This window comes from Furfurilactobacillus entadae, assembly GCF_045862745.1.
GTDB classification, from domain to species: domain Bacteria; phylum Bacillota; class Bacilli; order Lactobacillales; family Lactobacillaceae; genus Furfurilactobacillus; species Furfurilactobacillus entadae.
Genome location: NZ_BQXN01000022.1, coordinates 1 through 26,562, shown reverse-complemented (window position 1 = coordinate 26,562; position 26,562 = coordinate 1). Strand labels below are relative to the sequence as shown.

25 protein-coding genes and 4 tRNA genes are annotated in these 26,562 nt (G+C 47.9%); 5 read left to right on the top strand and 24 right to left on the bottom strand.

Features of this window, described 5'->3' with window-relative positions; genetic code table 11:
• Positions 1-107: 107 nt before the first annotated feature.
• A complete protein-coding gene (rpsN, locus tag ACKTR5_RS09165) occupies positions 108-377 on the top strand; it encodes a 30S ribosomal protein S14 (RefSeq protein ID WP_407880972.1) in 270 nt (89 codons plus the stop codon).
• Positions 378-565: 188 nt separating this feature from the next.
• Here the strand turns inward: rpsN and ACKTR5_RS09160 are convergent, their stop codons facing one another.
• The 19 genes from ACKTR5_RS09160 to ald form a co-directional block, all read right to left on the bottom strand.
• Complete coding sequence (locus ACKTR5_RS09160; RefSeq protein ID WP_407880970.1) at positions 566-1,162, bottom strand: hypothetical protein; 597 nt, start codon at positions 1,160-1,162, stop codon at positions 566-568.
• A 1-nt stretch (position 1,163) separates the two neighbouring features.
• Positions 1,164-1,895, bottom strand: a complete 732-nt coding sequence (locus ACKTR5_RS09155) for a multidrug ABC transporter permease (RefSeq protein WP_407880968.1) — start codon at positions 1,893-1,895, stop codon at positions 1,164-1,166.
• 1 nt (position 1,896) lies between these two features.
• Entirely contained in the window at positions 1,897-2,664 is a 768-nt protein-coding gene (locus tag ACKTR5_RS09150; RefSeq protein WP_407880966.1) for an ABC transporter ATP-binding protein, read from the bottom strand.
• A 174-nt stretch (positions 2,665-2,838) separates the two neighbouring features.
• Positions 2,839-3,840 (bottom strand): LCP family protein, encoded by a 1,002-nt coding sequence (locus ACKTR5_RS09145; RefSeq protein WP_407880965.1) that lies wholly within the window; start codon positions 3,838-3,840, stop codon positions 2,839-2,841.
• Positions 3,841-4,023: 183 nt separating this feature from the next.
• Positions 4,024-4,108, bottom strand: a tRNA-Leu gene (locus ACKTR5_RS09140).
• A 70-nt stretch (positions 4,109-4,178) separates the two neighbouring features.
• A complete protein-coding gene (locus tag ACKTR5_RS09135; protein ID WP_407880964.1) occupies positions 4,179-5,231 on the bottom strand; it encodes an AI-2E family transporter in 1,053 nt (350 codons plus the stop codon).
• A 68-nt stretch (positions 5,232-5,299) separates the two neighbouring features.
• Positions 5,300-5,791 carry a SprT family protein gene (locus ACKTR5_RS09130; protein WP_407880963.1) on the bottom strand — a complete coding sequence of 164 codons (492 nt, stop codon included), beginning with the start codon at positions 5,789-5,791 and terminating at the stop codon, positions 5,300-5,302.
• A 100-nt stretch (positions 5,792-5,891) separates the two neighbouring features.
• Complete coding sequence (locus ACKTR5_RS09125) at positions 5,892-6,326, bottom strand: hypothetical protein (protein ID WP_407880962.1); 435 nt, start codon at positions 6,324-6,326, stop codon at positions 5,892-5,894.
• A 35-nt stretch (positions 6,327-6,361) separates the two neighbouring features.
• Complete coding sequence (locus tag ACKTR5_RS09120; RefSeq protein WP_407880961.1) at positions 6,362-9,037, bottom strand: cation-translocating P-type ATPase; 2,676 nt, start codon at positions 9,035-9,037, stop codon at positions 6,362-6,364.
• A 238-nt stretch (positions 9,038-9,275) separates the two neighbouring features.
• A complete protein-coding gene (nadE, locus tag ACKTR5_RS09115) occupies positions 9,276-10,112 on the bottom strand; it encodes an ammonia-dependent NAD(+) synthetase (RefSeq protein ID WP_407880960.1) in 837 nt (278 codons plus the stop codon).
• Positions 10,113-10,123: 11 nt separating this feature from the next.
• Positions 10,124-11,596, bottom strand: a complete 1,473-nt coding sequence (locus ACKTR5_RS09110) for a nicotinate phosphoribosyltransferase (RefSeq protein WP_407880958.1) — start codon at positions 11,594-11,596, stop codon at positions 10,124-10,126.
• A gap of 146 nt (positions 11,597-11,742) precedes the next feature.
• Positions 11,743-12,444, bottom strand: coding sequence for a GntR family transcriptional regulator (locus ACKTR5_RS09105; RefSeq protein ID WP_407880956.1), 702 nt, complete (start codon positions 12,442-12,444; stop codon positions 11,743-11,745).
• 43 nt (positions 12,445-12,487) lie between these two features.
• Complete coding sequence (gene nagA / locus ACKTR5_RS09100; RefSeq protein ID WP_407880954.1) at positions 12,488-13,621, bottom strand: N-acetylglucosamine-6-phosphate deacetylase; 1,134 nt, start codon at positions 13,619-13,621, stop codon at positions 12,488-12,490.
• Positions 13,622-13,700: 79 nt separating this feature from the next.
• Positions 13,701-14,495 carry a pyrroline-5-carboxylate reductase gene (proC, locus tag ACKTR5_RS09095; RefSeq protein WP_407880953.1) on the bottom strand — a complete coding sequence of 265 codons (795 nt, stop codon included), beginning with the start codon at positions 14,493-14,495 and terminating at the stop codon, positions 13,701-13,703.
• Between the two features lie 258 nt (positions 14,496-14,753).
• A complete protein-coding gene (locus ACKTR5_RS09090) occupies positions 14,754-16,088 on the bottom strand; it encodes a replication-associated recombination protein A (protein ID WP_407880951.1) in 1,335 nt (444 codons plus the stop codon).
• A gap of 107 nt (positions 16,089-16,195) precedes the next feature.
• Positions 16,196-17,560 carry an APC family permease gene (locus tag ACKTR5_RS09085; protein ID WP_407880949.1) on the bottom strand — a complete coding sequence of 455 codons (1,365 nt, stop codon included), beginning with the start codon at positions 17,558-17,560 and terminating at the stop codon, positions 16,196-16,198.
• Between the two features lie 11 nt (positions 17,561-17,571).
• On the bottom strand, positions 17,572-18,936 hold the full coding sequence (locus ACKTR5_RS09080) for an amino acid permease (RefSeq protein WP_407880948.1): 1,365 nt from the start codon (positions 18,934-18,936) through the stop codon (positions 17,572-17,574).
• 108 nt (positions 18,937-19,044) lie between these two features.
• A complete protein-coding gene (gene tdcB / locus ACKTR5_RS09075) occupies positions 19,045-20,082 on the bottom strand; it encodes a bifunctional threonine ammonia-lyase/L-serine ammonia-lyase TdcB (protein WP_407880947.1) in 1,038 nt (345 codons plus the stop codon).
• A gap of 103 nt (positions 20,083-20,185) precedes the next feature.
• Complete coding sequence (ald, locus tag ACKTR5_RS09070; protein ID WP_407880945.1) at positions 20,186-21,295, bottom strand: alanine dehydrogenase; 1,110 nt, start codon at positions 21,293-21,295, stop codon at positions 20,186-20,188.
• 384 nt (positions 21,296-21,679) lie between these two features.
• Here ald and ACKTR5_RS09065 point away from each other — a divergent pair, with 384 nt between their 5' ends.
• From ACKTR5_RS09065 to ACKTR5_RS09050, 4 genes are read left to right on the top strand one after another with little or no spacing between them, the layout of a single operon-like run.
• Positions 21,680-21,907 carry a DUF6290 family protein gene (locus ACKTR5_RS09065; RefSeq protein ID WP_407880944.1) on the top strand — a complete coding sequence of 76 codons (228 nt, stop codon included), beginning with the start codon at positions 21,680-21,682 and terminating at the stop codon, positions 21,905-21,907.
• 4 nt (positions 21,908-21,911) lie between these two features.
• Positions 21,912-22,157 carry a hypothetical protein gene (locus tag ACKTR5_RS09060; protein WP_407880942.1) on the top strand — a complete coding sequence of 82 codons (246 nt, stop codon included), beginning with the start codon at positions 21,912-21,914 and terminating at the stop codon, positions 22,155-22,157.
• A gap of 33 nt (positions 22,158-22,190) precedes the next feature.
• Positions 22,191-22,892, top strand: coding sequence for an aspartate/glutamate racemase family protein (locus tag ACKTR5_RS09055; RefSeq protein ID WP_407880941.1), 702 nt, complete (start codon positions 22,191-22,193; stop codon positions 22,890-22,892).
• Positions 22,889-23,332, top strand: coding sequence for a hypothetical protein (locus ACKTR5_RS09050; protein WP_407880939.1), 444 nt, complete (start codon positions 22,889-22,891; stop codon positions 23,330-23,332). Before ACKTR5_RS09055 ends, ACKTR5_RS09050 begins: the two co-directional genes overlap by 4 nt.
• 67 nt (positions 23,333-23,399) lie before the next feature.
• Here the strand turns inward: ACKTR5_RS09050 and ACKTR5_RS09045 are convergent.
• From ACKTR5_RS09045 to ACKTR5_RS09025, 5 genes are all read right to left on the bottom strand, one after another.
• A tRNA-Gln gene (locus tag ACKTR5_RS09045) sits at positions 23,400-23,471 on the bottom strand.
• Positions 23,472-23,479: 8 nt separating this feature from the next.
• A tRNA-Tyr gene (locus tag ACKTR5_RS09040) sits at positions 23,480-23,560 on the bottom strand.
• A gap of 61 nt (positions 23,561-23,621) precedes the next feature.
• Positions 23,622-24,452: a metallophosphoesterase gene (locus ACKTR5_RS09035; RefSeq protein ID WP_407880937.1), complete on the bottom strand. Its 831-nt coding sequence runs from the start codon at positions 24,450-24,452 to the stop codon at positions 23,622-23,624.
• A 91-nt stretch (positions 24,453-24,543) separates the two neighbouring features.
• Positions 24,544-26,082, bottom strand: a complete 1,539-nt coding sequence (locus ACKTR5_RS09030; RefSeq protein WP_407880936.1) for a peptide MFS transporter — start codon at positions 26,080-26,082, stop codon at positions 24,544-24,546.
• A 396-nt stretch (positions 26,083-26,478) separates the two neighbouring features.
• Positions 26,479-26,551 (bottom strand) — tRNA-Thr (locus tag ACKTR5_RS09025).
• Between the last annotated feature and the right edge of the window lie 11 nt (positions 26,552-26,562).

The window sequence follows — 26,562 nt, the reverse complement described above, 5'->3', positions numbered from 1 at the left end:
ATAAGTGAATCTGTTATATTAAACAGTAACTGTTACTGTTATAAAGTGCAATTGAGTTTTGTTGCCCGTTTCTATTAGCATTGTTGATCACGGAGGATCATCGCTCAATGGCAAAAAAGTCAAAAATCATTAAAGAACAACGCATCGAAGCCACGGTGGCTAAGTATGCCGCGCGCCGTGCACAATTAAAGGCAGACCACGATTACGCTGGTCTTGCGAGTTTACCAAAAAATGCATCACCCGTTCGGATTCACCGGCGGGATCAAATTGACGGCCGGCCGCACGCCTACCTGCGTCAGTTTGGCTTGTCACGGCTCAATTTTCGCCAATTAGCACTCCAGGGGAAAATTCCTGGCGTTCGTAAGGCGAGCTGGTAATTTACGGTACAAAAGAAAGATCTGACGATGGCCTCTCGCCGTTGTCAGATCTTTTTTTCTAATCACATCAATACTGATGACCCCGGGCAAGGCGCACCTGTGGCAGTTGAATGACATACCCGACTATGCCAACCAGTAGCCACCCGCCCGTTATCATCAGACTAATCCACAGAGAACCGGTGCCCGTTTCAATTCGTGTCACAGGTTCTGAAAACGGAAATAGGCTTGCAAACAGACGTAGCCATTCCGGATACTTCGTCACGAGGACCAAACACCCAGCCACCAAAATTGTCACCGAAGCAAAAAAATTGGGAAAGAAGTACGGATTCTTCATTTGCCACGACAGGCTCCAACCGGTAAAGCCAACCACCACCCCGGCACCAAGCAGTCCCGGTAACACCATGATCCCGCTCATGGCCACGCCCACGGGTGCCCCCAAAATAAGCGCCCCCCACTAAATTTACCGCGGCTAAAGTTGCGCCCGCCAGTAATGCGGTCGCAACTTTAGTGGCCCAGTAATAGGCATTGGCGGGGGCTTTGGTAATTAATTCCACATCAATCCCTAAGCGTGCATCCGTTACTAACAGCTGCGCCATGGCTTGCAGCGTCAGTGTGGTCGCGTCAATGCACACGGTCGCAATCACGATTTGCCACTGAAACCCAGTACCGTATTGATCATTGATCAAAAAGAGTAACGCTAAGTTATTAACCGGTAGCAGGATAAAGTAAATGAGCCGGGTGCGCCAATTTGCAAAGTAGGCCAACGTTGAAAACTGTGTCATCATTTTAGATCACCTTGAGCGTCCCCTTCTTTTTAGCTAAGACCATGATATGTTTGGTTATCCCTGCCGTTAAACCAACCCACAACGTTATGCTCACAATACAGGCGTCCCAGTGTAAGTGTCCGTTACCAGTTAGCGCTGAAATTGGTGCGGTGATGGGAAAAAGCCACTGTGAGACCGCCATTACTGGTCGTGTCAGTGCTTTACCCCCAAACAACCCCGTCAGTAACACAATTGGCACATCAATCAAACTTTCATAAACCAGTGCGTTAGGCGTGAGTGTGAAAAACGCGGCCAGTAAGAGACCCATCAATGCCGCACCACCCCACAGACAGATAACCCAAAATAACCAGTTTAACGAAAGCGAACCAACCATCACGCCCGTCACTTTAGCAAGGCCATACGCAAGCGGAAAGGCCAACAATCCGTAGCTAGATGCTGGCAGCAATAACGCAATTAACGAGCCACGCTCATCATAGCGGGTGTTAACAATGTAGGGCAGTGTGCCCTGAAACCGTTGAAAACCAATGCTTCCAGCGGCCGTTGCGGTTGAGGCCCAGAGACCCACAACACCACTATTGATCCAAAGCTGCGGATTGGCTAACCCGTCATTGGCATAGGCAACGACGTACTGAAGCAGAAAAATGCTTACTGTACTGGTGACCGGCAGCCAGAAAAAGTACTGATTTGATCCATATTGTTTAAAGTGAAACCAAAATAATCGTAAAAAGCGCACGCTACCGTCTCCTTAACTGTGGTGCCAACGCTAAGTAGGATTCTTCCAATGTCGCCGGTCGATCAATACGCTGAACCTTCGATTGCGCGACAATCTCGGCCACCGTTCCCGTCGTGAAGACCTTCCCAGCCCCTAATAACACAACCTTGTCTGCTAATGTTTCAACTTCCGTCATCGTGTGACTTGTTAACAGGACACTCGTCCCCGCGTTAACCAAGTCCGCAACCGTGGCCCAAATTCTAGCAGCGATCTCAACATCAAGCCCACTAGTCGGCTCATCCAGCAACAATAACTTTGGGTCTCCCAGTAGTGCCCGGGCAATGTGCAACCGCTGGGTCATCCCCTTCGAAAAGGATTGCACCCGCTTATCGGCCACATCACTCAGCTTAACAATGTCTAAGACACGCGCAATTTCTTCTTTTTGGGCACGGTGTGGGACCTTCGCCAAATCCGCAAACAACCGTAAATTTTGTCGGGCAGTTGCCCGGCCGTAGAAGCCCAGTTCGCCACCAAACGACACGCCAATGTTGGGGCGCCGTGTCCGCTTGGTCAGCTGCTGCCCATCAAAAATAATTGTTCCCGCTGTTGGTAAAAGATAGCCGCCAATAATGCTGACCGTTGTCGTTTTCCCCGCCCCGTTTGGCCCCAGTAAGGCCACAACTTCCCCAGCACCGATCTGAAATGAAACGTCCGTCAGTGCGGCAAAGGTCTGGCCATGACTGCGATAGCTCTTTGCCAGGTGCTCAACACTTAGAATGTGATCCATCATGTCCCCCTCAAGGTAACCCCGCGTTTCTAGTTTTCCACCACAAGTATTCACATTGTAATTCAATCTTTTTATCACATTTTAGCAACTTTATTATCATTTTTCGCGCAAAAAAAGCGTGTTGATTGCCATGACACTGGCATCAACACGCTTTGTTTTTTCTGATAATGAACAAGGTTAGTCATCCGTTTTAGCAGATAAGTCTAAACTCTTCCGCAGTTCGTTTGTAACCCGTTGTTTTTCTGAATGACTGACCACTTCAAACGATTGACCGTCAATCATCTGACCAGTTCCCTGCATGTGGTCTGTTGTCATATCTTTTGTTGCTGACCGGTAATTTTGGGCCAGTTTGACAAGGTCTGAGCTCGTCAAGTCCGTTTGTGATTCACCAGAAATTGATTCTAAGAACGATGAATTCAACACCGTCTTCACGTCAATTGATTTCTTAAATAATGCTTGAACCACCAACCGTTGTCGACTTTGACGGCCATAATCCCCTTGAGGATCATCGTAACGCATCCGTGAGAAGCGGAGGGCCGTTGTCCCGTCCATATGGTAGGACTGCCCCTTTGTAAAGCTTGAACCTTCGTAGCTAAACGTTAGTGGTGACGTTACCGTTACCCCACCAACTTCATCGATGGCTTTCTTTAATCCACCCATGTTTAACAACGCGTAGTAATCAATTGGCACGTTTAACAAGTTTTGGACCGTTTTAATGGTTGTCCCAACACCACCATACGTATACGCAGCATTGATCTTTGCTGGAGAATATTGAGGATAACCAGCAATATCCGTCATCGTATCACGGGGCAAGCTCACTAACGTCATCTTTTTAGTCGATGGGTTAATTGTGGCAATCATGATGGTATCCGTCCGCCCCTTGTAATCACGGCCAAGGGCTCCAGTATCCGTTCCTAAGAACATGATGGAAATTGGTTTTTTGTTATTTAATAGATCCTTTGTGTCCCGCTGTTTCGTAATTCCCGCAGATTTGTAGGCCTTGTTTGCCGCTGAATTAATGTTATGGTACGCAACGGCGCCAAACCCAACGATGACCAATAAGAGCACAACAATGATGCCCCAAAACCATCGCCACGGATGGAAACGGCGTGGCTGTTTCCCGCCCTGACGGCGTTGTGCCCGTGATGACGTCTGTTCTTGATTCGGTTCGTTATTCATGAATGCTCTCCCCAAAATAGTCTGATAAGATTGCTATTTACTGATTGTAAACCATGTCATTCGTCGGTAGCTTAAAAAGCTTAAAATAATTACTTTTTCACAAATATTTTAAAATTTTCTTAGACTAAAATAATGGTTAATCCACTAAAAAAGACATTCAGCAATCGCCGAATGTCTTCATTATGCGGCCACCGAGACTTGAACTCGGATGATCAAAAAGATCACAAGATCCTTAATCTTGCGCGTCTGCCAATTCCGCCATGGCCGCATCAACAAGAATAATAGTACCAAATAATTAAACCTTTGGCAATCATCCTTTTGATTTTTCCCTCATTAATTTAATCGCCAACATCGTTTTGCAACTGCTGGAGAACTGGTCCGTCATTGGGCTGTGGGTGAACCCCCACGATATCTAAGAAGAAGGCCACAATCGGTAAGCCAACAATCAGGCCCCAGGTTCCAAATAATTGTTCACTGATAATTAACGTCATGAATGTCACAAAAATTGGCAGGTCCGTTGCGGTTGCCATTAACCGGGGGTGCAGGAAGTACGATTCAAAGAAGTGGATCACAACCACTAAAATGATGACCTCAACGGCCTTCCAAAGACCTCCACTTGCAAACGCAATCAGTGTTAGTGGAATCATGGAGATCAAAACGCCGGCCACGGGAATCAGCCCAAGAATAAACACGATGACTGATAAGACCATTAAGCTCGACATTTGCAGAATAAACAAGCCGATCGCCATTAACACGGTGTTGATGGTACAAATGATCAGTTGCGTTTCCACGACTGTGCCCAAAATGAGGACAAACTTATGGGCAAGGTAATAGACAATCGTAAATAACCGTTTAAACCGGCTGTGCAAAAAGCCCCGGCCAAAGCGACTCATTCGCCCATAAGACGCCGTGAAAATCAAACTGAGAAACATGGCGATCCCAACATGAGAAAAGGCCGTTCCGACGGTTTCCAGGCCCTTCAACCCCGTCATCAACGCCGTTTGTCCGTGCTTCATTAACTCACTACTATTAAACGCCGTGTTGACCCATTGATCCAGTTGCTTGTCCCACACCGGATGATTTTCAATTGCCTTACTAATCATGCTGGGAATGCCGCTAAATTGCTTCGCAAGTGACGGCGCAGCATATGAAATGGCTGCCGTTAGGAGGCCTAATACCACCACGTACACGATCAACGTTGCCAGAATCTGTCCGACCGGAAGCCATCGGCGCAGATGGGTGGTCGCAACCACCGCCAAGTACGAAAAAATCGTAATCAGTAAAATGATCGACAGGAACTGGCGAAGACAAAAGAGCACCACAATGAGGCCCGCCAATGTTAGGTAAACCTGAACATCCTCCTGCTTAAACCATCGATAAACTCGTTCCATCCCCTATTTACTCCCGTCTTGACGTTTTATCATCTTACGCACTACTTTAACACTCTTTCCCCAGATTTCTAATGACTACCCCCCGGTTTAGCGCCACCACTTTCCGTCACCAACCGTAAGTGCCCACCACAGACCCCGCAAACATACCGGGCCGTGTTGACCCGCCGGCGTCGGTGAAAATGGCGCCCACAATCACGACACACATAATCATACTCATGCGGTGGCCGGCGCTTAGCTGGTGCACTCACTGGTGCCGGCGCATATCGGCTTCCACCAACCGCTGCTAATAACTGGCGAAACTCCCGACTCCGGTGATCATAAGGGTGACCTGTCGTGGCCAGATGATAGTGAACAAGCTCATGTTTGATCACCCCAACCAACGTTTCCTCATCAAAGTCTTCAATCATTTTTGGATTAATGTCAATGTGGTGATCCTTCAAATGGTATCGTCCACCCGTTGTTTTTAAGCGCCGGTTAAACACCGCCTGATGCCTAAACGGTCGGTCAAACGACGTTAACGAAATATGTTCTACCAAGTGCTGCAATTGCTCGTTTGTCATCTGCTTCCCCCTTAAATCATCAAAAAAAGCGAAAACCAGTCATGATTTTCGCTCCCATTATTAAAGACATACGTGTTCAGCGCAATCTTTATTTTAGTGTTTACCCGTTTGCCATCAAGATGCTTTGGATCAAACGAATAATGCGATCCATCGCCTCATTTTGGTCGGTCTCAGACTGGTCAAACTTCGCCTGATCCACACTGCTTGTCTCCAGTACCAGGCTGTCCGTCATTGCCTGGCAACCAGCGGTATATGCTTCATACGCTGCCTTTAAACTCTGTTGCTTACCCATGAACCGGGCCGGCGCCTGCATTCTTTTCAATTTTTCGTTGTAGGCCTTGTAACGATCCGTTCCATCCTGGAATTCAGCCTTAATGTCTGCTAGTTCAGTCGATGACAAATCAATTAGCTGTCCGCCAACCGTTCCTTGCTTCAGCTTTGAGTAGTAGGGTTCCAAGTCTTTTTGGACATCCTCTGTATCTGTAATTAACTGGGACAGGGTCCGGCCGTACACCATCATCAAGTTCTTTTTCACAATGAGACTCCTTTAGTGTGCCACTCATTCATGGCTTAGTTACGCTGTAATGAACGCTGAATTAATTTTACCACTTCTACGATCAAAATCATTGTCATCCCTGCACCAATCACAATTAACCATTGGAACCAGTCCAACGTCGTTACATGGAACAGACTGTTAAAGCCAGGGACTAAAATGGTTGCCGCAAGTAACACAAAGGCCGTCAGAATGGCCCAGTTAAAGGCCTTATTCTTAAACAGCTGTTTGGTAAAGAGCGTCCCATGGATCGACTTGGAGTTAAAGGCATGGAACAATTGAATCAACCCTAACGTCGCAAAAGCCATGGTCAACGCATCCGCATGAATTTGGGCACTGCCAGCATGCACTGGGAACGTTAACGCCAACCAGTACACAAGAAGTGTCAGGCCACCCTCCAGTAGTCCCTGGTAGATGATGTTCCCAAACACACCCCCCGATAAGAAGTTTGATGTGCGGCCCCGTGGCTTCTGCGCCATGATGTTCTTTTCCGCTGGTTCCAGCCCTAACGCAATCGCTGGGAATGTATCCGTCACCAAATTGATCCACAAAATGTGGACGGGGGCCAGGATCTGCCACCCCATCATGGTCATCACAAACAGTGTGAGCACCTCACCAAGGTTTGCCGAAAGCAGGTATTGGATGGCCTTTTGAATGTTTGCAAACACCTTCCGCCCTTCACGCACAGCCACCACGATGGTTGAGAAGTTATCGTCAGCCAACACCATGTCAGAGGCGCCCTTAGACACCTCGGTCCCGGTGATTCCCATTCCGACCCCAATATCGGCCGCCTTCAGTGCTGGGGCATCATTGACCCCATCCCCTGTCATGGCAACGACCTTTCCCAGTTGTTGCCAGGCGTTAACGATCCGAACTTTATGCTCGGGTGCGACCCGGGCATATACGGAATACTGCTGGACCTGCTTGGCAAACGCTTCATCACTCAAGTCATCTAATTGCGCGCCGGTGATTACCCCAGCTGAGTCATCCGCAGCAATAATCCCTAACCGAATGGCAATCGCGCGGGCAGTATCCGCATGGTCCCCGGTAATCATCAATGGGCGAATTCCAGCTGCTTTGGCTTCCGCCACCGCACCGGCAACTTCTGGCCGTTCTGGATCGATCATGCCGACGAATCCAGCAAAGATCAGATCCTGCTCAACGGCTGCAGAAGTGAGTGTCGTTGGCACTGTTGCCACTGGTCGGTACGCAAACGCCAGCACCCGCAGTGCTTGAACGGCTAACTGGTGGTTAATGGTCAATAATTGTTGACGGTTATCTTCACTTAACTCAACGACCTGACCGTTTGATTGGACATGAGTCACCCGTTTTAACAGTTCGTCAGGCGCCCCCTTAACCGTTACCCAGTACCCACTGTCCGGGCCCATTTGGTTCACGGTCGTCATCAGCTTTCGTTCTGAATCAAACGGAATTTCGGCAACCCGTGGATGAGCTGCCAAGAACGGTTCTGGTTCAACACCATGATCGATGTTGTACTGGATCAATGCCGTTTCCGTTGGATCACCGATCAGGCCGTCCGCCGTTTCCTTGGTGTCATTATTCAACATCAGCAGTGTGGCTAACAGCCCCTGGTCATTTTCTGCCGTGGCACCAGCCGCCTCTTTTGCCGGCAGTTGTTTTCCATCGACAATGACAGCTTCGACCGTCATCTTGTTTTGGGTCAACGTCCCCGTCTTATCAGAGGCAATAATGTCCGTGCTTCCTAACGTTTCAACCGCTGGTAACCGCCGCACCAGCGCATTTAACTTCGCCATTCGCGTCGTTCCCAACGCAAGTGTAATTGTGACGATGGCTGGCAAACCTTCTGGAATGGCTGCAACAGCCAGTGAAATGGCCGTTAGAAGCATGTTGATCAGTGATTCGTTGCCCCGTAACATCCCCACACCGAAGACAACCACGGCCACCACTAAGATCAACCCGGTCAGAACTTTCCCTAGGTGGGCAAGGTTTTCCTGGAGTGGTGTTTTGCGTTCTTTGGTGTTATCCAGCATCCCAGCGATCCGACCAACCTGCGTCTGCATCCCGGTTTCTGTGACGATCCCCACACCACGACCATATGTCACGTTACTATTCATGAAGGCTAAGTCTTGTAGATCCCCTAGCCCCGCCTGACTATCCGTCACAGGCGCCAACTGCTTGTTGACCGGCACTGATTCACCAGTCAACGCAGATTCCTCAATCTGTAACGAGGCCACCTCGATCAGCCGCATGTCGGCCGGTACGATGTCCCCTGCCTCAAGTAACACAACGTCACCCGGCACAAGGTCATCACTTTTGACCGTCACCGTTTCACCATCACGCCGAACGTGTGCATTCGGGGCCGCCATTTCCTGAAGTGCATTAATTGCTTGCTCTGCTTTGGCCTCCTGAAACACACCGAAGACCGCGTTTAGGATCACCACAAGTAAAATAATGATGGCATCAACGACTTCACCCGTCATTGCGGCCACCACCGCGGCCACAATCAACACGATGATCATTAGATCCTTAAACTGGGCTAGAAACTTTTCAACAAGTGTTGTTTGCCGTTTACTAGCCAGTTCATTTTTACCCACGTCAGCTTGTCGTTGTGTGACTTCCGCGGAGGTTAACCCCGCAGCTTGCCCCTTAACCTGCGTAAACGTCTCCTCAACCGTCCATTGTGCTGCCTGCGGTAATTGTGTTTGTTTCATTCCAATTCCTCCCGTGTCCGTGCGTCACGTTGGTACAAAAAAAGACCCATGAACGCACACTTAAAAGTGTCGAACATGAGTCTCACTATTTAAGACAAAACCAGAACAAGTCTTGTTGGTGGCGTTGTCACGGTCTACCGGTGGACCGAACGTCCAGCCAGTAAGCCATTAGTTACTCCCTCATTTATCGTAAGCCAAATTATACAGAGGTCGACTGGAAAACGCAAGTTAAACGCCCCTACTTTGTTGGCTTCCAAAAATCATCAAAAATGCTGATTGGCAAATGACGTTTATGCTGCGTCTTTTGGTACCAAGCCTCAATCTTGTCAGCGCTCGCGTCACTAATGGTCTTACCTTCAAGGTAGTCATCGATCTCATCGTACGTCACGCCCAACGCAACTTCGTCAGGCAATGCCGGCCGGTCATCTTCAAGATCTGCCGTTGGCACCTTTAAGTACAAATGTTCTGGGGCTTTAAGAACGGCCAGCATGGCTTTCCCCTGGCGCTTATCCAAGCGGTACAGTGGTGTAATGTCCGTCCCACCGTCACCGTACTTCGTGTAAAAGCCGGTCACCGCTTCCGCTGCATGATCCGTCCCGACAACGGCACCACTCAGTTCACCGGCAATGGTGTACTGGGCGATCATCCGCTCACGCGCCTTGATGTTCCCCTTGTTAAAGTCAGCCACCGTCAGACCGTTTGCTTCAACGGCGGCAACCCCAGCATCCACTGCGGGTTGCACGTTCACCCGCATCACTTGGTCGGCCGCCATAAACGCAATGGCGGCCATTGCGTCCTGTTCATCCGCCTGCTCACCATACGGGAGCCGCACGGCCACAAATTGGTACGCTGTGTCACCCGTTTCCTCACGCAGTTCACTAATGGCCATTTGTGACAGCTTACCAGCCAGTGTCGAATCCTGACCGCCAGAAATCCCCAAAACCAACGTTTTTAAAAATTGATTGGCCGTTAAGTAGGCCTTCAAAAAGTCGACACTTTTCCGAATTTCTGTCTGTGCATCAAAATCCGCGCTAACACCCAGTGCCTTAATAATTTCTGCTTGTTTTGCTCTCATTTTACGGCCTCCTAGTTATCAAACTTCAAGGAACTCACGTAGTCATGAACTTCTTTAATAATGCTTTGCTTGTGATCCCACAACCGTTGTGATAAATCGACCGGGTAAATTTGTGGGTTGAGGTCCCGCTTGTATTCATCCCACAGTGACGCCAGTTGTTCTGCGGCAAACGTTCTGGTTTCCTGTAATGTCGGCACTTCGTATACTTGCTGACCATCACGGAAAATATCTACCAGCACCGGCCGTGCATCAAAATCCGTCACGTCTTTATTAATGTATGTGTAGCTTGGATGGAACATGTGTAGCCGTTTCGTTTGATCCGGGCGTTCATCCGTGAGCGCCATGTAGTCACCCTCGGACTTACCATCCGCCTTCTTGGTAATCCGCCACACCTGCTTTTTCCCGGGTGTCGAAACCTTTTCTGCGTTACTGGATAGTTTGATCGTATCAACCATCGTGCCCCGTTCATTTTCAACTGAGACCAGCTTGTAAACGGCGCCGAGGGCTGGCTGATCAAACGCGGTGATGAGCTTAGTGCCCACGCCCCACACGTCGATTTTGGCGCCCTGCATCTTCAGGTTTGTGATCGTCTTTTCATCCAGATCATTAGACGCGTAGATTTTTGCGTTCGGGAAGCCCGCCTCATCCAGCTGTTCACGTACCCGTTTTGAAATGTACGCCATGTCACCAGAATCGATTCGCACACCCAAAAAGTTGATCTTGTCGCCAAGTTCACGGGCGACCCGAATGGCATTTGGGACACCAGAACGCAACGTGTCATACGTGTCGACCAAGAACACACAGTCCTGGTGTGATTTCGCGTATGCCATGAACGCTGTGTAATCATCCCGGTACGTTTGCACCAAGCTATGGGCGTGTGTTCCGCTCACAGGAATTCCGAAAATCTTTCCCGCACGCATGTTACTCGTGGCGTCAAACCCACCGATGTACGCAGCCCGGGTACCCCACAGTGCGGCATCCATTTCCTGCGCCCGCCGTGTTCCAAATTCCAAGATGCCATCGTTACCCGCCACGGACCGAATCCGCGCCGCCTTGGTCGCAATTAACGTCTGGTAGTTCACGATGTTTAGGAGCGCCGTCTCAACAATCTGGCAATCAGCCAGCGTGCCTTCGACCTGAACGAGCGGTTCATTATTGAAAACCAGGTCCCCTTCTTTAGCCGCCCGAATGGTTCCCGTAAACTGGAAGTCCCGCAGGTAGTTTAGAAAATCTTCGGGGTACTGGTTTGTTGACTTCAAATAGGCCAAATCAGTGTCCGTAAACCGTAACTGGTTAATGTAGTTTACAATTCGTTCTAGTCCGGCAAACACCGCATAACCATTGTGAAACGGTAAATCACGAAAGTACAGTTCAAAGACAGCGTGACGATCAGCCACCCCATCTTCAAAATACGTTTGGACCATGTTAACTTCGTAAGCGTCCGTGTGAAGCGTCAAACTATCATCTGGATACCGCATTACCATCCTAATCTAAGTCCCTTCTCTTGTCCCTTGTAAGTTATTCATCATTTTACCATAACCGACCCAAAGCGACGTGCTTTCACGTCATTTGTTTTAAACCAAACGTAAAAAAAACGACCGGACACATGTCCAGCCGTTCGCCATTCATATTAACGTTCCAGGTAGAACTCAAAGCGATTTCCGACATACTGTGTCCGAACATATTCAAACGGTGTTCCATCGTCTAAAAATGACACCTGCCGCAATCGTAACAACGGATCATTCCGTTTTACATTCAAATATTCTGCAACCCGTTCACTGGCTGTCATCGCAGAAACTGTTTGCTGGGCATGACCGACCGTTAAACCAGCCTCGTCCTCCAGGACATGATACAGCGAGTTGGTAACGTCTTCTTTCGAAAATTTCTGAATCAGCCGTTCAGGAACCGTTGCCACTTCAAAACAAATCGGTTCATCATTACCATAACGAATCCGTTCCATTCGGAGGACCTGTTCATCTGGCGCCAGCTGCAACTTTTCACTTTCCGAAAGTGATGGCGTTGTGATGTGGTAGGAAACCGTGCGTGATGACGGTACTTTCCCTGCCTGTTCCATGAGTTCAGTAAAACTCGTCACCCCAGACATCCGTTCCTGAACCTTTCGATTCGCAACGTACGTCCCGGCACCAACACGGCGTTCAAGCAAGCCTTCTTCCACCAGTGTTTGCACCGCTTGACGTAACGTCATCCGGCTCACGCCAAACTGAATGGCGAGTTCACGCTCAGAGGGGATCTTATCCCCAACCTGCCACTGACCGTCTTCAACAGCCTTTCGCAACTGATTATGAATTTGAATGTAAATGGGTGAGGCCATGTTGTTCATCCCTTAACTTTAATGAATTTATTTAAGTCCGTAATTAATCGTCAAACCGCCGTCCGTAACTGTAAGTCCGTTCAAGGTTTTGCGTCCGGTCCATCAGGTTAAAATCAGCGTCCTTACCGGCTGCCAAAACCCCTTTTGTGGTGAGACCAAATTCTTCCGCTTGGTTAACAGACGACATTTGAACGGCTTCTTCAATTCCACACCCAGTAAAGTACTGGATGTTTCTAAAGGCGTCATCATACCGCAAAACAGAGCCAGCCAAGTTACCGGATTCCAACCGTGCCTGCTTGTCCTTAACGATCACCTTTTGGCCGCCAAGTTCGCTAACTCCCTCTGGCATCCCTTTAGCCCGCATGGAATCTGTCACAAGATCAATGCGTTCAGGCCCCTTTTGGTCATAAGCCAACTTGATCATGTCAGGGACAATGTGGAACCCATCACAGATCAGCTCACAGTACATGTTATTTTCAAGCATGGCGTGTCCCGTAACCCCTGGTTCACGGTGCTTGAATTCACGTTGCGCATTGTACAAGTGCGTCACGTGTGTTGCTTTGGAAGCCAACAATTGTTCACGCGTTGCGTTACTGTGACCCACGGATGGCACAATGTTGTGACTCAAGCAGTACTTTTCAAAGTCACGTGAACCAGGATCTTCTGGCGCATACGTGATCAACCGAACCCGGTTACCGGATAACTTGTTCCAATTATCCAACAGGTCAACGTTTGGATCAGTGATGTATTGTTCCGGTTGGGCACCCTTAAACGTTGCTGAGATAAAGGGCCCTTCCAAATGAACCCCTTTGATGACGGGATTCTTTTCCGCAGCGGCCGCAATCCCTTTCATCGCACCGTCCAATTGTTCTGTTGATTGCGTCATGGTCGTTGGGAATAACGTTGTTACCCCTTCATGGATCATGTCGTTTGTCATTTCATCAATTTGGTCGGCATCCCCATCCATTGCATCGAAGCTGTAGCCCCCATGACAGTGAACGTCGATGAATCCAGGAACGATCATCTTACCAGAAACAAATTCAACTTCGTCATCAGGTTCGGCAACGTAGTCACTCATCGCGCCAACCGCCTCAACCTTATCGCTAAAGCGGATGTAGCCGTCGTTAATTTTTTCCTCACCTGTATAAATGATCGCATGCTTTAAAACCGTACTCATTGAATCTTCCTCCTCAATTGAAAAAGCTCATTTGGTTACGCTTCCAGTATAGCTGGTATAGACCATTTTGACAACGACGTTATTCTTGATCCCGTTTGATGGTGGCGTCGATTCCCTTAACCACCGCCGTCATTAACCCGGCTTCTTCCATTGCAAGTAATCCTGCCACCGTTGAGCCACCCGGTGAAGACACCTGGTCAATGAGCCCAAACGGGTTTTCGGAGGATTGAAGGACCATCTTTGCGGAACCCTCCGTAACAGCGGCCGCGATCCGCGTTGCTTCAGCCTTTGTTAACCCATGTTTAACACCAGCTCGTGACAAGGCGTCAATGAAGAAATAGATGAAGGCCGGTGAGCTACCTGCTAACGCTGAAAAGGTACTAAAGTCACGTTCTGCTAATGCAGCCGTACTACCCACAGCATCGAAGAGCCCCTTTGCATCCGCTAACTTTGCACCCGTCAAGTTTTCATTAGCAGCCACCGCTGTCATTCCCGCACCGATGGCGACATTGACGTTTGGTAACGTCCGCAAAATGGGCAGATCAAAACCAGCTAACTCCTCCATCTTTTGAAGACTCAAGCCAGCCACGATGGAAATGAGGACCTTTTGGCCAGAATTTAACTGTTCACGGATTTCCTTAAGCACATCTGCGGCCATAATCGGGGTAACCGCAAGCACAACGAAATCACTATTCTTGGCCACTTCGGCATTTGTTGCCGCCGTTTGAACCCCCGTCGTCTCTGCAAACTGTTGATAATGGGCTGGATGGGCACTATGAACAATAATGTCAGCAGGTGCAAGTGCATCCGCGTCTAACAACCCGTTAATAATTGCTTGTGCCATTCCGCCAACACCAATAAAACCTAATCGCATGTCTGATCATCCCTTCATTTTCCGTTCAATTACCGTTTCGCCGTTAAACAGGTCGACCACTAAATTATGTATCCGGTTTAAAGACTTATCTGATTAGAATGTAACCGATATAGACCACTAATGCAACCGCCTGCACTTACTTTCTAAAAAAACAACCCGTTCCAAGCGTGACGCCATGGTTCGTTTGCTAAACCATTACCGCAGCAAACGACCAATCAGGTCACCAATCAGAACGGGCTTCTTCATTATTTTTAACACTTACTGGTGCGGATCATGAGCTGCATGCCATGCCTTGATCTGGGCCAAACGCTCCCCAATTCGCCGCTCCGATCCCTGCGTCGTTGGTTCGTAATACGTGTGACCAACCAAATTATCTGGCATGGTTTGGAGCGTCGTCAGTTTGTCCGCCGCGTCATGGGCATATTGATAATCCTCCCCGTAGTGAAGATCTGCCATCAACTTGGTGGGGGCATTGCGAATTTGCAATGGCACCGGTTCTGCCAAGGAATCCAGTGCGTCCGTCTTCGCTGCCGCATACGCGGTGTAAATGGCGTTTGATTTTGGTGCTAACGCCAAATACGTGACCGCCTGTGCCAGGTTAACGGTACACTCCGGCATGCCGATCAAATGGGCGGCTTGATAGGCAGCAACGGTGATTTCTAACGCCCGTGAATCTGCCAAACCGACGTCCTCACTAGCAAACCGAATCAACCGGCGGGCAACGTATAACGGATCTTCGCCACCTTCAAGCATCCGGGACAGCCAGTACAACGCCGCATCCACATCCGAATTGCGCATGGATTTATGCAAAGCCGAAATGATGTTGTAATGCTCATCCCCCTTTTTATCGTACATGAGCGATTTCCGGGAAACGAGCTGGGCCACATCCGCTTGATCAACTGCCGTCACCCCATTGATCTGCTGACCATTCAGCACGGCCATTTCCAGGGTGTTGAGCGCCACTCGTGCATCCCCGTTGGCAAAATCTGCAATGGCTGCCACGGTGGCCGGGTCGATCTGAATCGTTTGCTTACCAAAGCCACGCGGATCAGTCAGCGCTTGCTGAAGTAACCGCTCTAAGTCATCGTGTGTCAGCTGGCGAAGCACAAACACCTTCGTTCGTGACAGCAAGGCCGAATTAATTTCAAACGAGGGGTTCTCCGTCGTGGCCCCAATCAGCGTAATGCTCCCCTTTTCCACAAACGGTAAAAAAGCGTCCTGCTGGGCCTTATTAAACCGGTGAATTTCATCCACAAAAACGATTGTTCGTTCACCAAGTTGCTGGTTTTCCTCGGCGTCCGTCATGACCTGCCGGATCTCTTTGATGCCACTGGTCACCGCACTGAAGTTAATGAAGCGCGCTTGCGTCTGGTTAGCAATGATTCTTGCTAATGTTGTCTTTCCCACCCCGGGTGGACCCCAAAAGATGAGTGACGACAACACATCACTATCAATCAGCTGGCGAAGCACTTTACCAGGCCCGATTAAATGCTGCTGCCCCGCAAACTCGGCCAACGTTTGCGGGCGCATCCGGCTTGCTAACGGTTGATTAACTTCATCAGCTTGTTCAAATAAGGATGTCTCTTCTGCCATTTGTTTACCCCTCCATCAAACGTGTGTTCGTATGCTAATTATAGCACGGTGCCGCTTTAAAAACCAAAAAAGACTACTAATATATAGTAGTCTTTCAACACAAATAATTACTTTTCTTTGTGACTGTCGCTATCGTAATGCCACTTGTTCTTCAAATAATAGTAGAACGGAATGCCCAGTGCCGTCACGACAATCCCAATTGCTGTTGTCACAAACTGTGTGAACAACGTGTTAATTAAAATGAACAAACCACCAATTAACGCAATGATCGGGATCCACGGGTACAACGGAACCTTGTACGGCCGGTTTAACTCCGGTTGTTTTCGTCGAAGAACGATGACAGCCACAAACGCCATGCAATAGAAGACCCAAATCACAAAGATCAACATATTGGTAATTGCGTCAAATTGACCGGAAAGCATCATCACAAAGGCAATCACATACTGAATTAATCCTGCGGCCCACGGAATGCCCGCCTTGTTCAGTTTAGAAGAAACATCGCCAAATGGCAGCTTGTGTTCAACACCCATTACATACGGAATCCGCATCCCGGTCATGGTGTAGCCGTTGAGCCCACCATAAACCGAAATCAAAATTCCGATGGTGACAAACTTGCCACCCATGCCACCAAACAAAACCTTGGCAACATCAGAAGCCACGTTAAGGTTTCCGGCCACATGACTCACTGGTTCAACGGATAAGAACACCGCGTTGACCAGTAAATAGACAAGCATAATGCACCCAATTCCAAGGGCGATTGCGCGGGGAAGATCCTTTTTCGGATTCTTCATTTCACCAGCAATATTCCCAACGTGGATCCACCCATCGTAAGCAAACATGGTCGCTAACAAGGCATTCCCCAGCGCCGTCCAAAAGGCGCGGTGCGGACCGGCAACCACTGGAAAGAGTGAAAAGTTGACCCCACCGGAATGAAAGAAGCCTAAAACAACGATCAAGACTAACGGAATTAATTTAACAACCAACGTGACAGAGGTCACCCAGCCGCCCGCTTTGGCACTGATCCAGTTGATCAAAACCAGTGACAATGCTGTAATCATCGCAACCGGGACGATCCAACTTTGCTTAAGTCCAAACAGATTAGCGAATTGTGTCCCAAACGCAATTGCAATTGCGGCCACATTCGCCGGAAAGTAAATAATGGCTTGCGCCCAGCCCGCTAGAAACCCCCAGAACCCACCATACGTGTGTTCAATGTACCGGGTCAGGCCACCAGTTTCTGGAAATGCGGCGGCCAATTCGGCCCCCGTCAGCCCGGCACAGATGGTGATGACACCACCCAAGAACCACGCTAGCATCGCTAGACTGGCAGTGCCGGTTGATTCAGTCACTGCGGCGGCCTTGAAGAAAACCCCCGTTCCAATGACAGTCCCCATAACGGTCGATAATGCCGGGAAAAAGCCAATCGTCTTCTTTAAGCCAGTATTGGTGTTGGAATCCCCTTTATTTTCCATGTTCTTCACCTCTAATTAAGCTGTTTATGTTTCTGATAGAACTCAAACACGGCGAACATTATGACGAACCACGCAGCTGAAATCATAATCGAAACACGCGTGTTTTTTTCAAACAATAGAACGATTAAAACGCCGAAAAAGAACGTCAACGTTAGATAATTCGAGTACGGGAAAAACGGCATTGTAAATGACGCTGGTTGTTCATGCTTTTCTAACAACCGTTTACGATACGCAAGGTGTGCAATGATGAGGACAGACCAAACGAAGATAAAATTCATGGTGGCAACACCCGACACCAGGTTAAAGACGCCTTTTGGAATGAGATAGTTTAAAATAACGACCACAAAGAGCACGAGCGACGAGAATTGCAACGCGTTATTTGGTACATGACGTTTATTCAGTTTTGCAAAAAAACGCGGGGCGTTGCCGCCAACAGCCAATGATCTTAGCGTGCGACTCGTACTAAAAATGGCGCTATTGCAAGCAGACATTGCTGCCGTCAGGACAACAAAATTAATGATTGCTGCTGCCGACTGAATGCCAATATCAGAGAAGACCTGAACAAACGGGCTTTGATTGGCCATCAGTTTATTCCACGGATAAATCGCCATCGTGATAACCATTGAGCCGATGTAAAACAGACCAATCCGAATTGGCAGGTTGTTAATGGCTTTAGGTAAATTTTTCTCTGGATCTTCCGTTTCACCAGCGGTCAGGCCCACCATTTCGATGCCGACAAAAGCAAAAATAACCATCTGGAAGGCGTTTAAAAATCCCGTTACTCCGGTTGGGAAAAAGCCGCCGTGTGCCACTAAATTTTTAAAGCTTGCCGTTGACGTTGGCGTTTTATAGCCAATCATCACTAAGTACAAACCACCGGCAATCATTGCCAAAATGGCCACCACTTTAATCATGGCAAACCAGGATTCCATTTCACCAAATAAACCAACGTCTGCAAGGTTAACCATCATCAAAAGCAGGATGATGATCAGTGGTGTTGCCCACTGTGGGAAATGCGGGAACCAAAACCTCATGTAGATTCCCGAGGCCGTTAAATCGGCCATTGCGATGGTGATCCAGCAAAACCAATAGGTCCATCCGGTCACAAACTCAAAGCGATTTCCCAGATAGCGTTTAATGAAATCAATAAACGAGTGCAAATTTGTGTCTGATAGCAGCAGTTCACCGATTGATCTCATCAAAAAGAAGCAAAAACTTCCTGCAATAAAATACGCCAAGATGATCGATGGCCCTGCTTCACGAATGGCGGTTCCAGACCCAAGAAACAGTCCGGTTCCAATGGCACCCCCAATCGCAATCATCTGAATATGCCGACTTTTCAAAGACCGTGATAACTGCTGGTCTTCCTTATCCATACAAAATCATCCTTTTTTACGTTTAAAGAAAAAGGATGTTGCATCAAAAGGTGCAACATCCTCGATGCTCTGCATCAGTGGGTTAGGTCACTTAATGAACAACTGGTGCTAGCCAATTCCCCCATCAGCAGCAACTGGTGAGAAAAAGTGATCAATGATGTTTGACACACGGGCCAGGTCAACGTTTCCCCCGGAAACAAGCGCGACAACCTTCTTATCCTTTAACCACTTATCGTCAATTTTGTGTGCTTCCAATGCAGCAGTTGGCAGTGCCCCAGCACCTTCCGCAACAACCTTTGTCCGTTGAAGCAGATCCTTCATTGCCGTTGCGATTTCTTCTTCGCTAACCAGGACAATTTCATCCACAAGGTTCTGAACGATTGGGAAGGTAACGTCCCCTGGCGTTGCAACATCAGTTCCATCAGCAAGTGTGAAATCCGTGTGATGTGACACGATGTGGCCGGCCTCAACGGAAGCTTCCATCCCGTGAACATTTTCGGATTGAACACCGACAATGTGAATGGATGGGTTAAATGACTTCAATGCAGTGGCAACCCCAGCAATCAGTCCGCCACCACCGACAGGAACGACAACGGTGTCGACATCCCAAAGGTCATCAAGAATTTCCAACCCAAGGGTTCCTTGCCCGGCAACCACGTACTTATCGTTAAACGGATCAACGATCGTCTTGCCTTCCTTTTCTGCACGTTCATGCATCCACGCATGTGCGTCATCAAACGTTGCCCCGTGCATATCAACGGAGGCCCCGTATCCAGCGGTTGCATCACGCTTCATTTGTGGTGCTTCATCTGGCATAACAACCGTCGTGTCGACTCCCAGCAACTTTCCACTCAATGCGACCCCTTGGGCATGGTTCCCTGCTGAAGCGGTAATCACACCACGTTTCTTTTCTTCAGCAGTTAAATGATTCATTTTATTATTGGCACCGCGGAACTTAAATGAACCGGTCAACTGCATGTTTTCCAACTTAAGATAAACGTCTCCGCCAACCACATTGCGGCTTAAAAACATTGATTTTACTAAAGGTGTCCGCCGTGCATTTTTACTTACAATCGATTTTGCTTCTTCAATATCTTGGATATTTACTAAGTCAAAAGTCTTTGCAACTAATTCATTTGCAGCCATTTTATTCACTCCTAGAAGTTGAAAGTTTAGTGTACGGTAATTTATTCACAAGTCTGTGTAAAAGAAAGGGCTGGCCCCTCCTCTGTCCAACTAGCGAACATCCTTAAACATCAAGTTTTGTGTATGGTTCATCTAACGATTTGGCGAGGCCTTCATTTGTGACCTTGCCTTCATACAGATTGACACCTGAAGCCAATGCGTCATTGGTCTTGATGGCATCAACAATGCCCTTTTCGGCAATTTCCAACAGGTACGGTAAGTTACCAGCAGCCAATGCCATCGTTGAGGTACGTGGGACAGCACCCGGTTGATTTGGCACAGCGTAGTGCACAACACCGTCTTTAACGAAGACAGGATCATCAATCGTCGTTGGATGGTCGATCGTTTCAACGGTTCCACCCTGATCAATGGCCACGTCAACGATCACGCTGCCCTTCTTCATGGACTTAACCATAGCTTCTTTCACAAGCTTCGGTGGCTTAGAACCCGGAATCAAAATTGTCGAAACGAAGATGTCCGCATCCTTGATTTCCTTAGCCAAGTTCTCTTCGTTTGATTTCACAACGCGAAGGTTCTTGCCTTCATAATGGTTTTTAATTTCAGCAATCTTGTCATCGTTTAATTCAATGATGACCACTGAACAGCCCATGCCGAGCGCCATGTCAGCAGCTCCTTCAGCAGCGTTCCCACCACCAAAGATGACCACGTTCCCAGCATGAATCCCTGGGAAATTAATCCCTGGAAGTAAGATGCCTTCACCCTGATGTTGGGCTTCAAGATAATAAGCGCCCATGATAATTGACCGCCGCCCAGCGATTTGACTAACGGGTGCTAACAATTCGAGCTTGCCATCTTTCACGATGGTCTCGGCACCAATTGCGGTGGTTCCAGCTTTCATCATTGCTTCAACGGTTGGCTTAGATGAAGCCAGGTGTTGAAAGCCCCAGACGATTTTTCCTTTGGAGAAATATTTATATTCCTCGGCATCTGGTTCCTTAACCTTGATGATTAATTCTGCCTTCCAACCCTCTTCATGACTGACAATCTTGCCACCAGCCTCGGCATATTCATCATTAGCAAAACCAGCACCAACGCCGGCATTTTTTTCAACAAGTACTTCATTGCCTGCTTCCACCATTTTGCGAACATTTTCAGGAGTTGCGGCGACACGCCCTTCCCCTTCTTTTTGCTCTTTAATAACGGCAATCTGCATGAGAACACTTCCTTGTGATTTTTTTCGTTTTATTTTCGAATTAACTTTAATTAACGAAAACTGGCCAGTTTTCAAAAAAAGTGCAACATCGGAAACTGAAATGGCAGCTTACTTCAACTGATTTAACAATTTCGCTGTAAGCGTATTCATTTTCCACGAACAATGTTACACTTTTTATATAAAAGAACAAGCATCTATTTCCATTCGTTTTATTTTAGATTCAAAGAAAAAGCATCTCATTCCATACGCATCATAGCGTCAACAATTTAATTCATGTCGTTATTTTCACAAGATTCTTTCTTGACTGACGTCTTCTTAGCATCAATATCGACGCTTTTTTTGCTCATCAGTCACTCAAATCTCTCAAAGGACGGTAACCAGATCATGCCAACCATTCCGGTTCATCTCAGCACCCAAGAATTTGATTTATTGAACCACTTCGCTTCAACAACTAACCAGCCACTGCCAGATCTTCTCCGGACTGCTGCACTCGCAAACGTTCAAAATAAACTGGATACGGCAATTTACGAAACGGCCTATGCCCAATATCGGAAAAATCCGCAGTTGATGAAGACTGAGACGCTAGCAAGTCAGTTAAACAAAGGACACTAGCCTTATGGAATACAACTTGGGGTACACGGTAACCGCAGTCGATCAACTTATGGCGCTCCCAAAAAAGGAGGCTGTCATTCTTATTTCATGGCTCAAAAAAAACGCTGGGTTCAATCCACTTGCTCATGGTCACACCATTGAGCAGATCGAAGCACCAGCGCAGGCAATTAAATTTAATCTTGGTCAGTACACAATGATTGCCCATGTCACCTATAACCAGGTCATTATTTTGGCGGTGATCAAATACTGACCGCGTTATCATTTGCAAAGGAGTGAAACGACCTTGAAGCATTTCTTTGGTGTTCTTGGCGGTATGGAGACAGCCGCCACAGACACTTATTTAGCACGATTGCGACGTCTTAGCACTCATGATGCACTTAATTACGTGCTTTTAAACGATGCGGTCCCGGTAGCTCAGTCACCCATCCAAACAGCACACTATCTCCGATTGAACGAAAGCTTCCATCAGCTGTTGGCACTAGCACCCGACTTTCTGGTGATTCCAAGCCACTTCGCCTACTTTTGGCTGGATGACTTACAACGGCAAACCACGATTCCCATTCTTAACATGCCACGGGATAGTATCGCCGCAATCAATCAGCTAACTCCTGGCGCTCAGCGCATTGGGCTCCTCGGACCCCAGGACGTTGTCTTACAAAGCATTTATGACCAGGAGCTCCTTACTGCCGGCTACCAGCCCGTTCACCCATCGGCTGAAATTATCGAAGAAACGACAACGTTGCTTGTTCAGGACATCAGAGCACGGCACTTTGTTGATCGAACGCTTTTTCATAAACTGATTACCGACATGCTTCGGCTGGGTGCTGACGCTGTTATTTTAGGGTGCTCCGAATTAGCGCTGGCTAATTTACGCGAACCCGCGCCGCATTTACCTGTTATTGACCCCCAGGCGGTGCTAGTGGCACACACACTAGCGGACGCATTGGGAACCGCTAACTTTGCTACATCATCGAGGCAATTATGACAAGACAATGGTATCAATCCATTTCATATACCAACGAGTCCCTTTCAACCACAATTTCATGTTTAACACCGTTACTAACCGACCCACTATGGGCAAATGAAGATTGTCAGTTGATCATCTTTCAACGAAAAAAGTATAATCCGTTCGTTCATTGGGTGGCCGTCATCGTTTTTCGCCACCGCATCATTAAGGTTGCGGTCCTCACCGGCCGAACAAACGCCCAGTATGCCATCATGGAAAGTGTCAACATCAATTCAATTACGCAACTAAACCTTGGGAACCCCCGCCAGTTATTAAACGTCGTCAACGCTCACATTGAATCTCTTTCCGGTGGCGATCAGACGACGGTTGATTTGTGGCTACCTGCGAACACGCTTGCACCACAGAGTTTCATGAGGACCGTCCATGGACTTCAACAACTGCATTACCGTGACGCATAAGCCCCGTTAGTTTAGTGATCAGCGCACAAAAAAACGACCACCGTAATTGACGGTGATCGTTAAAAGACTGGGATAGCTGGATTCGAACCAGCGCATGACGGAGTCAAAGTCCGTTGCCTTACCACTTGGCTATATCCCAAAAATAAATGGCGGAAGTTGGATTCGAACCAACGAACCTTTCGGGGCGGTTTTACAGACCGCTGCGTTTAGCCACTTCGCTATTCCGCCATAATTTAACAACTTTCTTATTTTAACGAAGACCGCTGTTAAATTCAAGTGTTTCTAACAATTATTCAAGATCAAGAATCCGTAACCGGGTAAGCCACTCACTCATAAAATCCTGGTGGCCCCATTCGTTTGCCCGGTGTGTATGGTACCCAACCGCTTGGTCAAAATACATCACCCCGCCCAGTTCACGTGGTGCCGGTTTGATGTGTAAATGACCAAACTGTGCGTAGTTTACCTGCCCCTTTGTGAGCACCTCGCCCAATCGCCGACTGCCCAGTAAGGCGTTTGCCATGTTCCAAAACCGGTTGTCCGTCGTCACCCGGATGTACTCGGCCCGGGGCACAAAATGAGTGACGTACAAAATCTGCCGGTGCGCCTCATTAGCGGCTAATAACTGGTTGGCCGTCTGCGTTAAAACAATGTCTTCCCGTTCAGGATCTGTCATCGGTTGTTCAATGATTCCATCGTACCAAAACGCCCGTTTCCACTGCGCAAAGTCCTCTTGGGCACGTTCATTGAAGAGCTGTTCAGCAAACGTATAATCGTACCACCCGTTATTCCCAATCAGACGCCAGTTCGTGTTGGGAAGGTCAATAAATTGATTATGCAGGTAATGCGCATTGATCCGTGTTTCCAGTTCAGCGTACGTCACCCCGTGCCCCATGTCGTGATTGCCCGCTAAAAAGACGACCTCCGTTTGACTCCCCAATTCGTGCTGAAGGCGATCAACATAACGAACCGTTTGGGTAAAGTCATTAAACGTATCACCGGCAATGACGTAATAATCAATGTGGCGATCTGAAAGGACGACCGCCTGGTGTTTTAGCAATTCGTCGCTGTCTAATTGATTAACATCAAAGTGATTGTCACTCGTGATTGCAACCCGTACCATTTGTACGCCTCCCAAAATAAAAAGGTGTAACCAACGTTTTGTCGGTTACACCTCATCATACAGTAATGTTCAATTGAGTGAAAGAACGACCTTAGTCAGCCGCAATTTCAACGTCCTTCATTAAGCCAAAGATTGGTTTTCTGAAGATGAATAAGATGATTCCTAAGATCACACTAACGGCTCCAATAGCGACGAAGTAAGCAACTTCTGTCTTTGCCGTGTAGAATTGAACGATTTGTGCGTTCACCGCTTGTCCAGCAGCGTCGGCTAAGAACCACATACTCATCATTTGTGAACGGAACGCTTTTGGCGCTAACCGCGTTGTCACAGACAACCCGATTGGTGAAATCAGCAGTTCAGCCACTTCAATGATGGCCCAGCTTCCGATCAACCAAAGCATGGAAACCCGTCCGGCAGTTCCGAATAACCACCCAGGAATTGCCATGAACAGGTAGGAAACACCCGCAATAATCAATCCGTAAGCAAACTTCGCAGTCGTACTTGGCTGACGTTTACCAAGGCGCGTCCAGAGAATGGCGAAAATTGGTGTGTACAGCATGATGAACATTGGGTTCAGTGATTGGAAGTAAGCCGCTGGCATCGTCCATGAACCAATGGTCAAAACGGTCCGTTGTTGTGCAAACAAGGCCAACACAACGGAACCTTGTTCTTCAATTGCCCAGAATAACATGGCAGCGATAAATAACGGAATGTACGCAATCACGTGATGACGTTCGTTTGTCGTCACCTTTTTACTGGATAACATCAAGATAAAGTAAACAACTGGTGTTGCGATGGCAATGATACTGATCATTAAGATGATGTTCTTAAGCGTTAAGGCACCCATTAAGGCCATCAAGATAACAACCAGCACAACAGCAACGATACCTAAGCCCCAACGAATCACCAGTGGCCGAACTTCGTCACTTTCGATTGGGTCAGATGGGTATAATCCATCCTTGCTTAAGTACTTGCGACCATCGATCCAGTACTGGAGAAGACCAAAGAACATCCCAACAGCGGCCAATGAGAACCCGAGGTGGAAGTTAACTTCTTCCCCTAATGTCCCAACGATATAAGGGGCAAACAAGCTCCCCATGTTGATCCCAAAGACGAAGATGTTAAACCCAGCGTCACGCCGGCGGTCTTCTGGGCTATATAAGGCCCCAACCATTTCGGAAACGTTGGGCTTCAACAACCCGGTTCCAATAACGATCAAGCCAATGGAAGCAAACAGTGCAGAGGCACCAGCAGGGATTGCTAAGGCAATGTGCCCAAACATGATCAGGATCCCACCCATAAAGACGGTCCGCCGTGGTCCAAAGACACGGTCACTCAAGAACCCACCAAGAACACTGGATAAGTAAACCAGTGATCCGTAAATCGCCATAATGGATGTTGCGGTTGCCTGGCTAAAGCCCAGACCACCCTTATCAATTGCAAAGTACATGTAGAACAACAGAATGGCACGCATCCCGTAGTAACTGAAACGTTCCCACATTTCGGTGAAGAACAGCGTTGCCAGCCCTCGTGGCTGACCAAAGAACGCTGTATCATATTTCTTATTTTCCAAAAGAATCCTCCTAATTGATCCCCAATGGTAATCGTTATGATTACGTCTTTCGGGCATTCTCAATAATGTCAAACGCATGGTTATGACAACCGTTAAAAAAACGATAAAACAAGTATAGCTGTTTTAAATGGCGATAGTCAAACCTTCTTTTAATTTATTCGCCATTTTCTCGTGTTTTTTTTAATCTTATCGCCATTTCTACAACGACCAACTAGGGCAACCATAAGAAGCCGCCACACGCCTGCTCTGCCATTCAAGGAAACGTTTTGGGCCACGTTACCATTCTTCGCAACAAATCACCTAAGCCCCTGCTAAGCCCGTTTATTTACCTGATCATTTTTATTTAAAAAAATTTCGTTTATACAATTGATTTCATTAATGAACCATTACCTTGACTCACAAAAAAACGCTGCTCCACGGTGATCAATCCGTGAAACAACGCTTTACCTTTGATGCCGGATAGGTGACTCGAACACCTGACCCTCGGTTTACGATACCGATGCTCTACCAACTGAGCTAATCCGGCAAATCAGTACA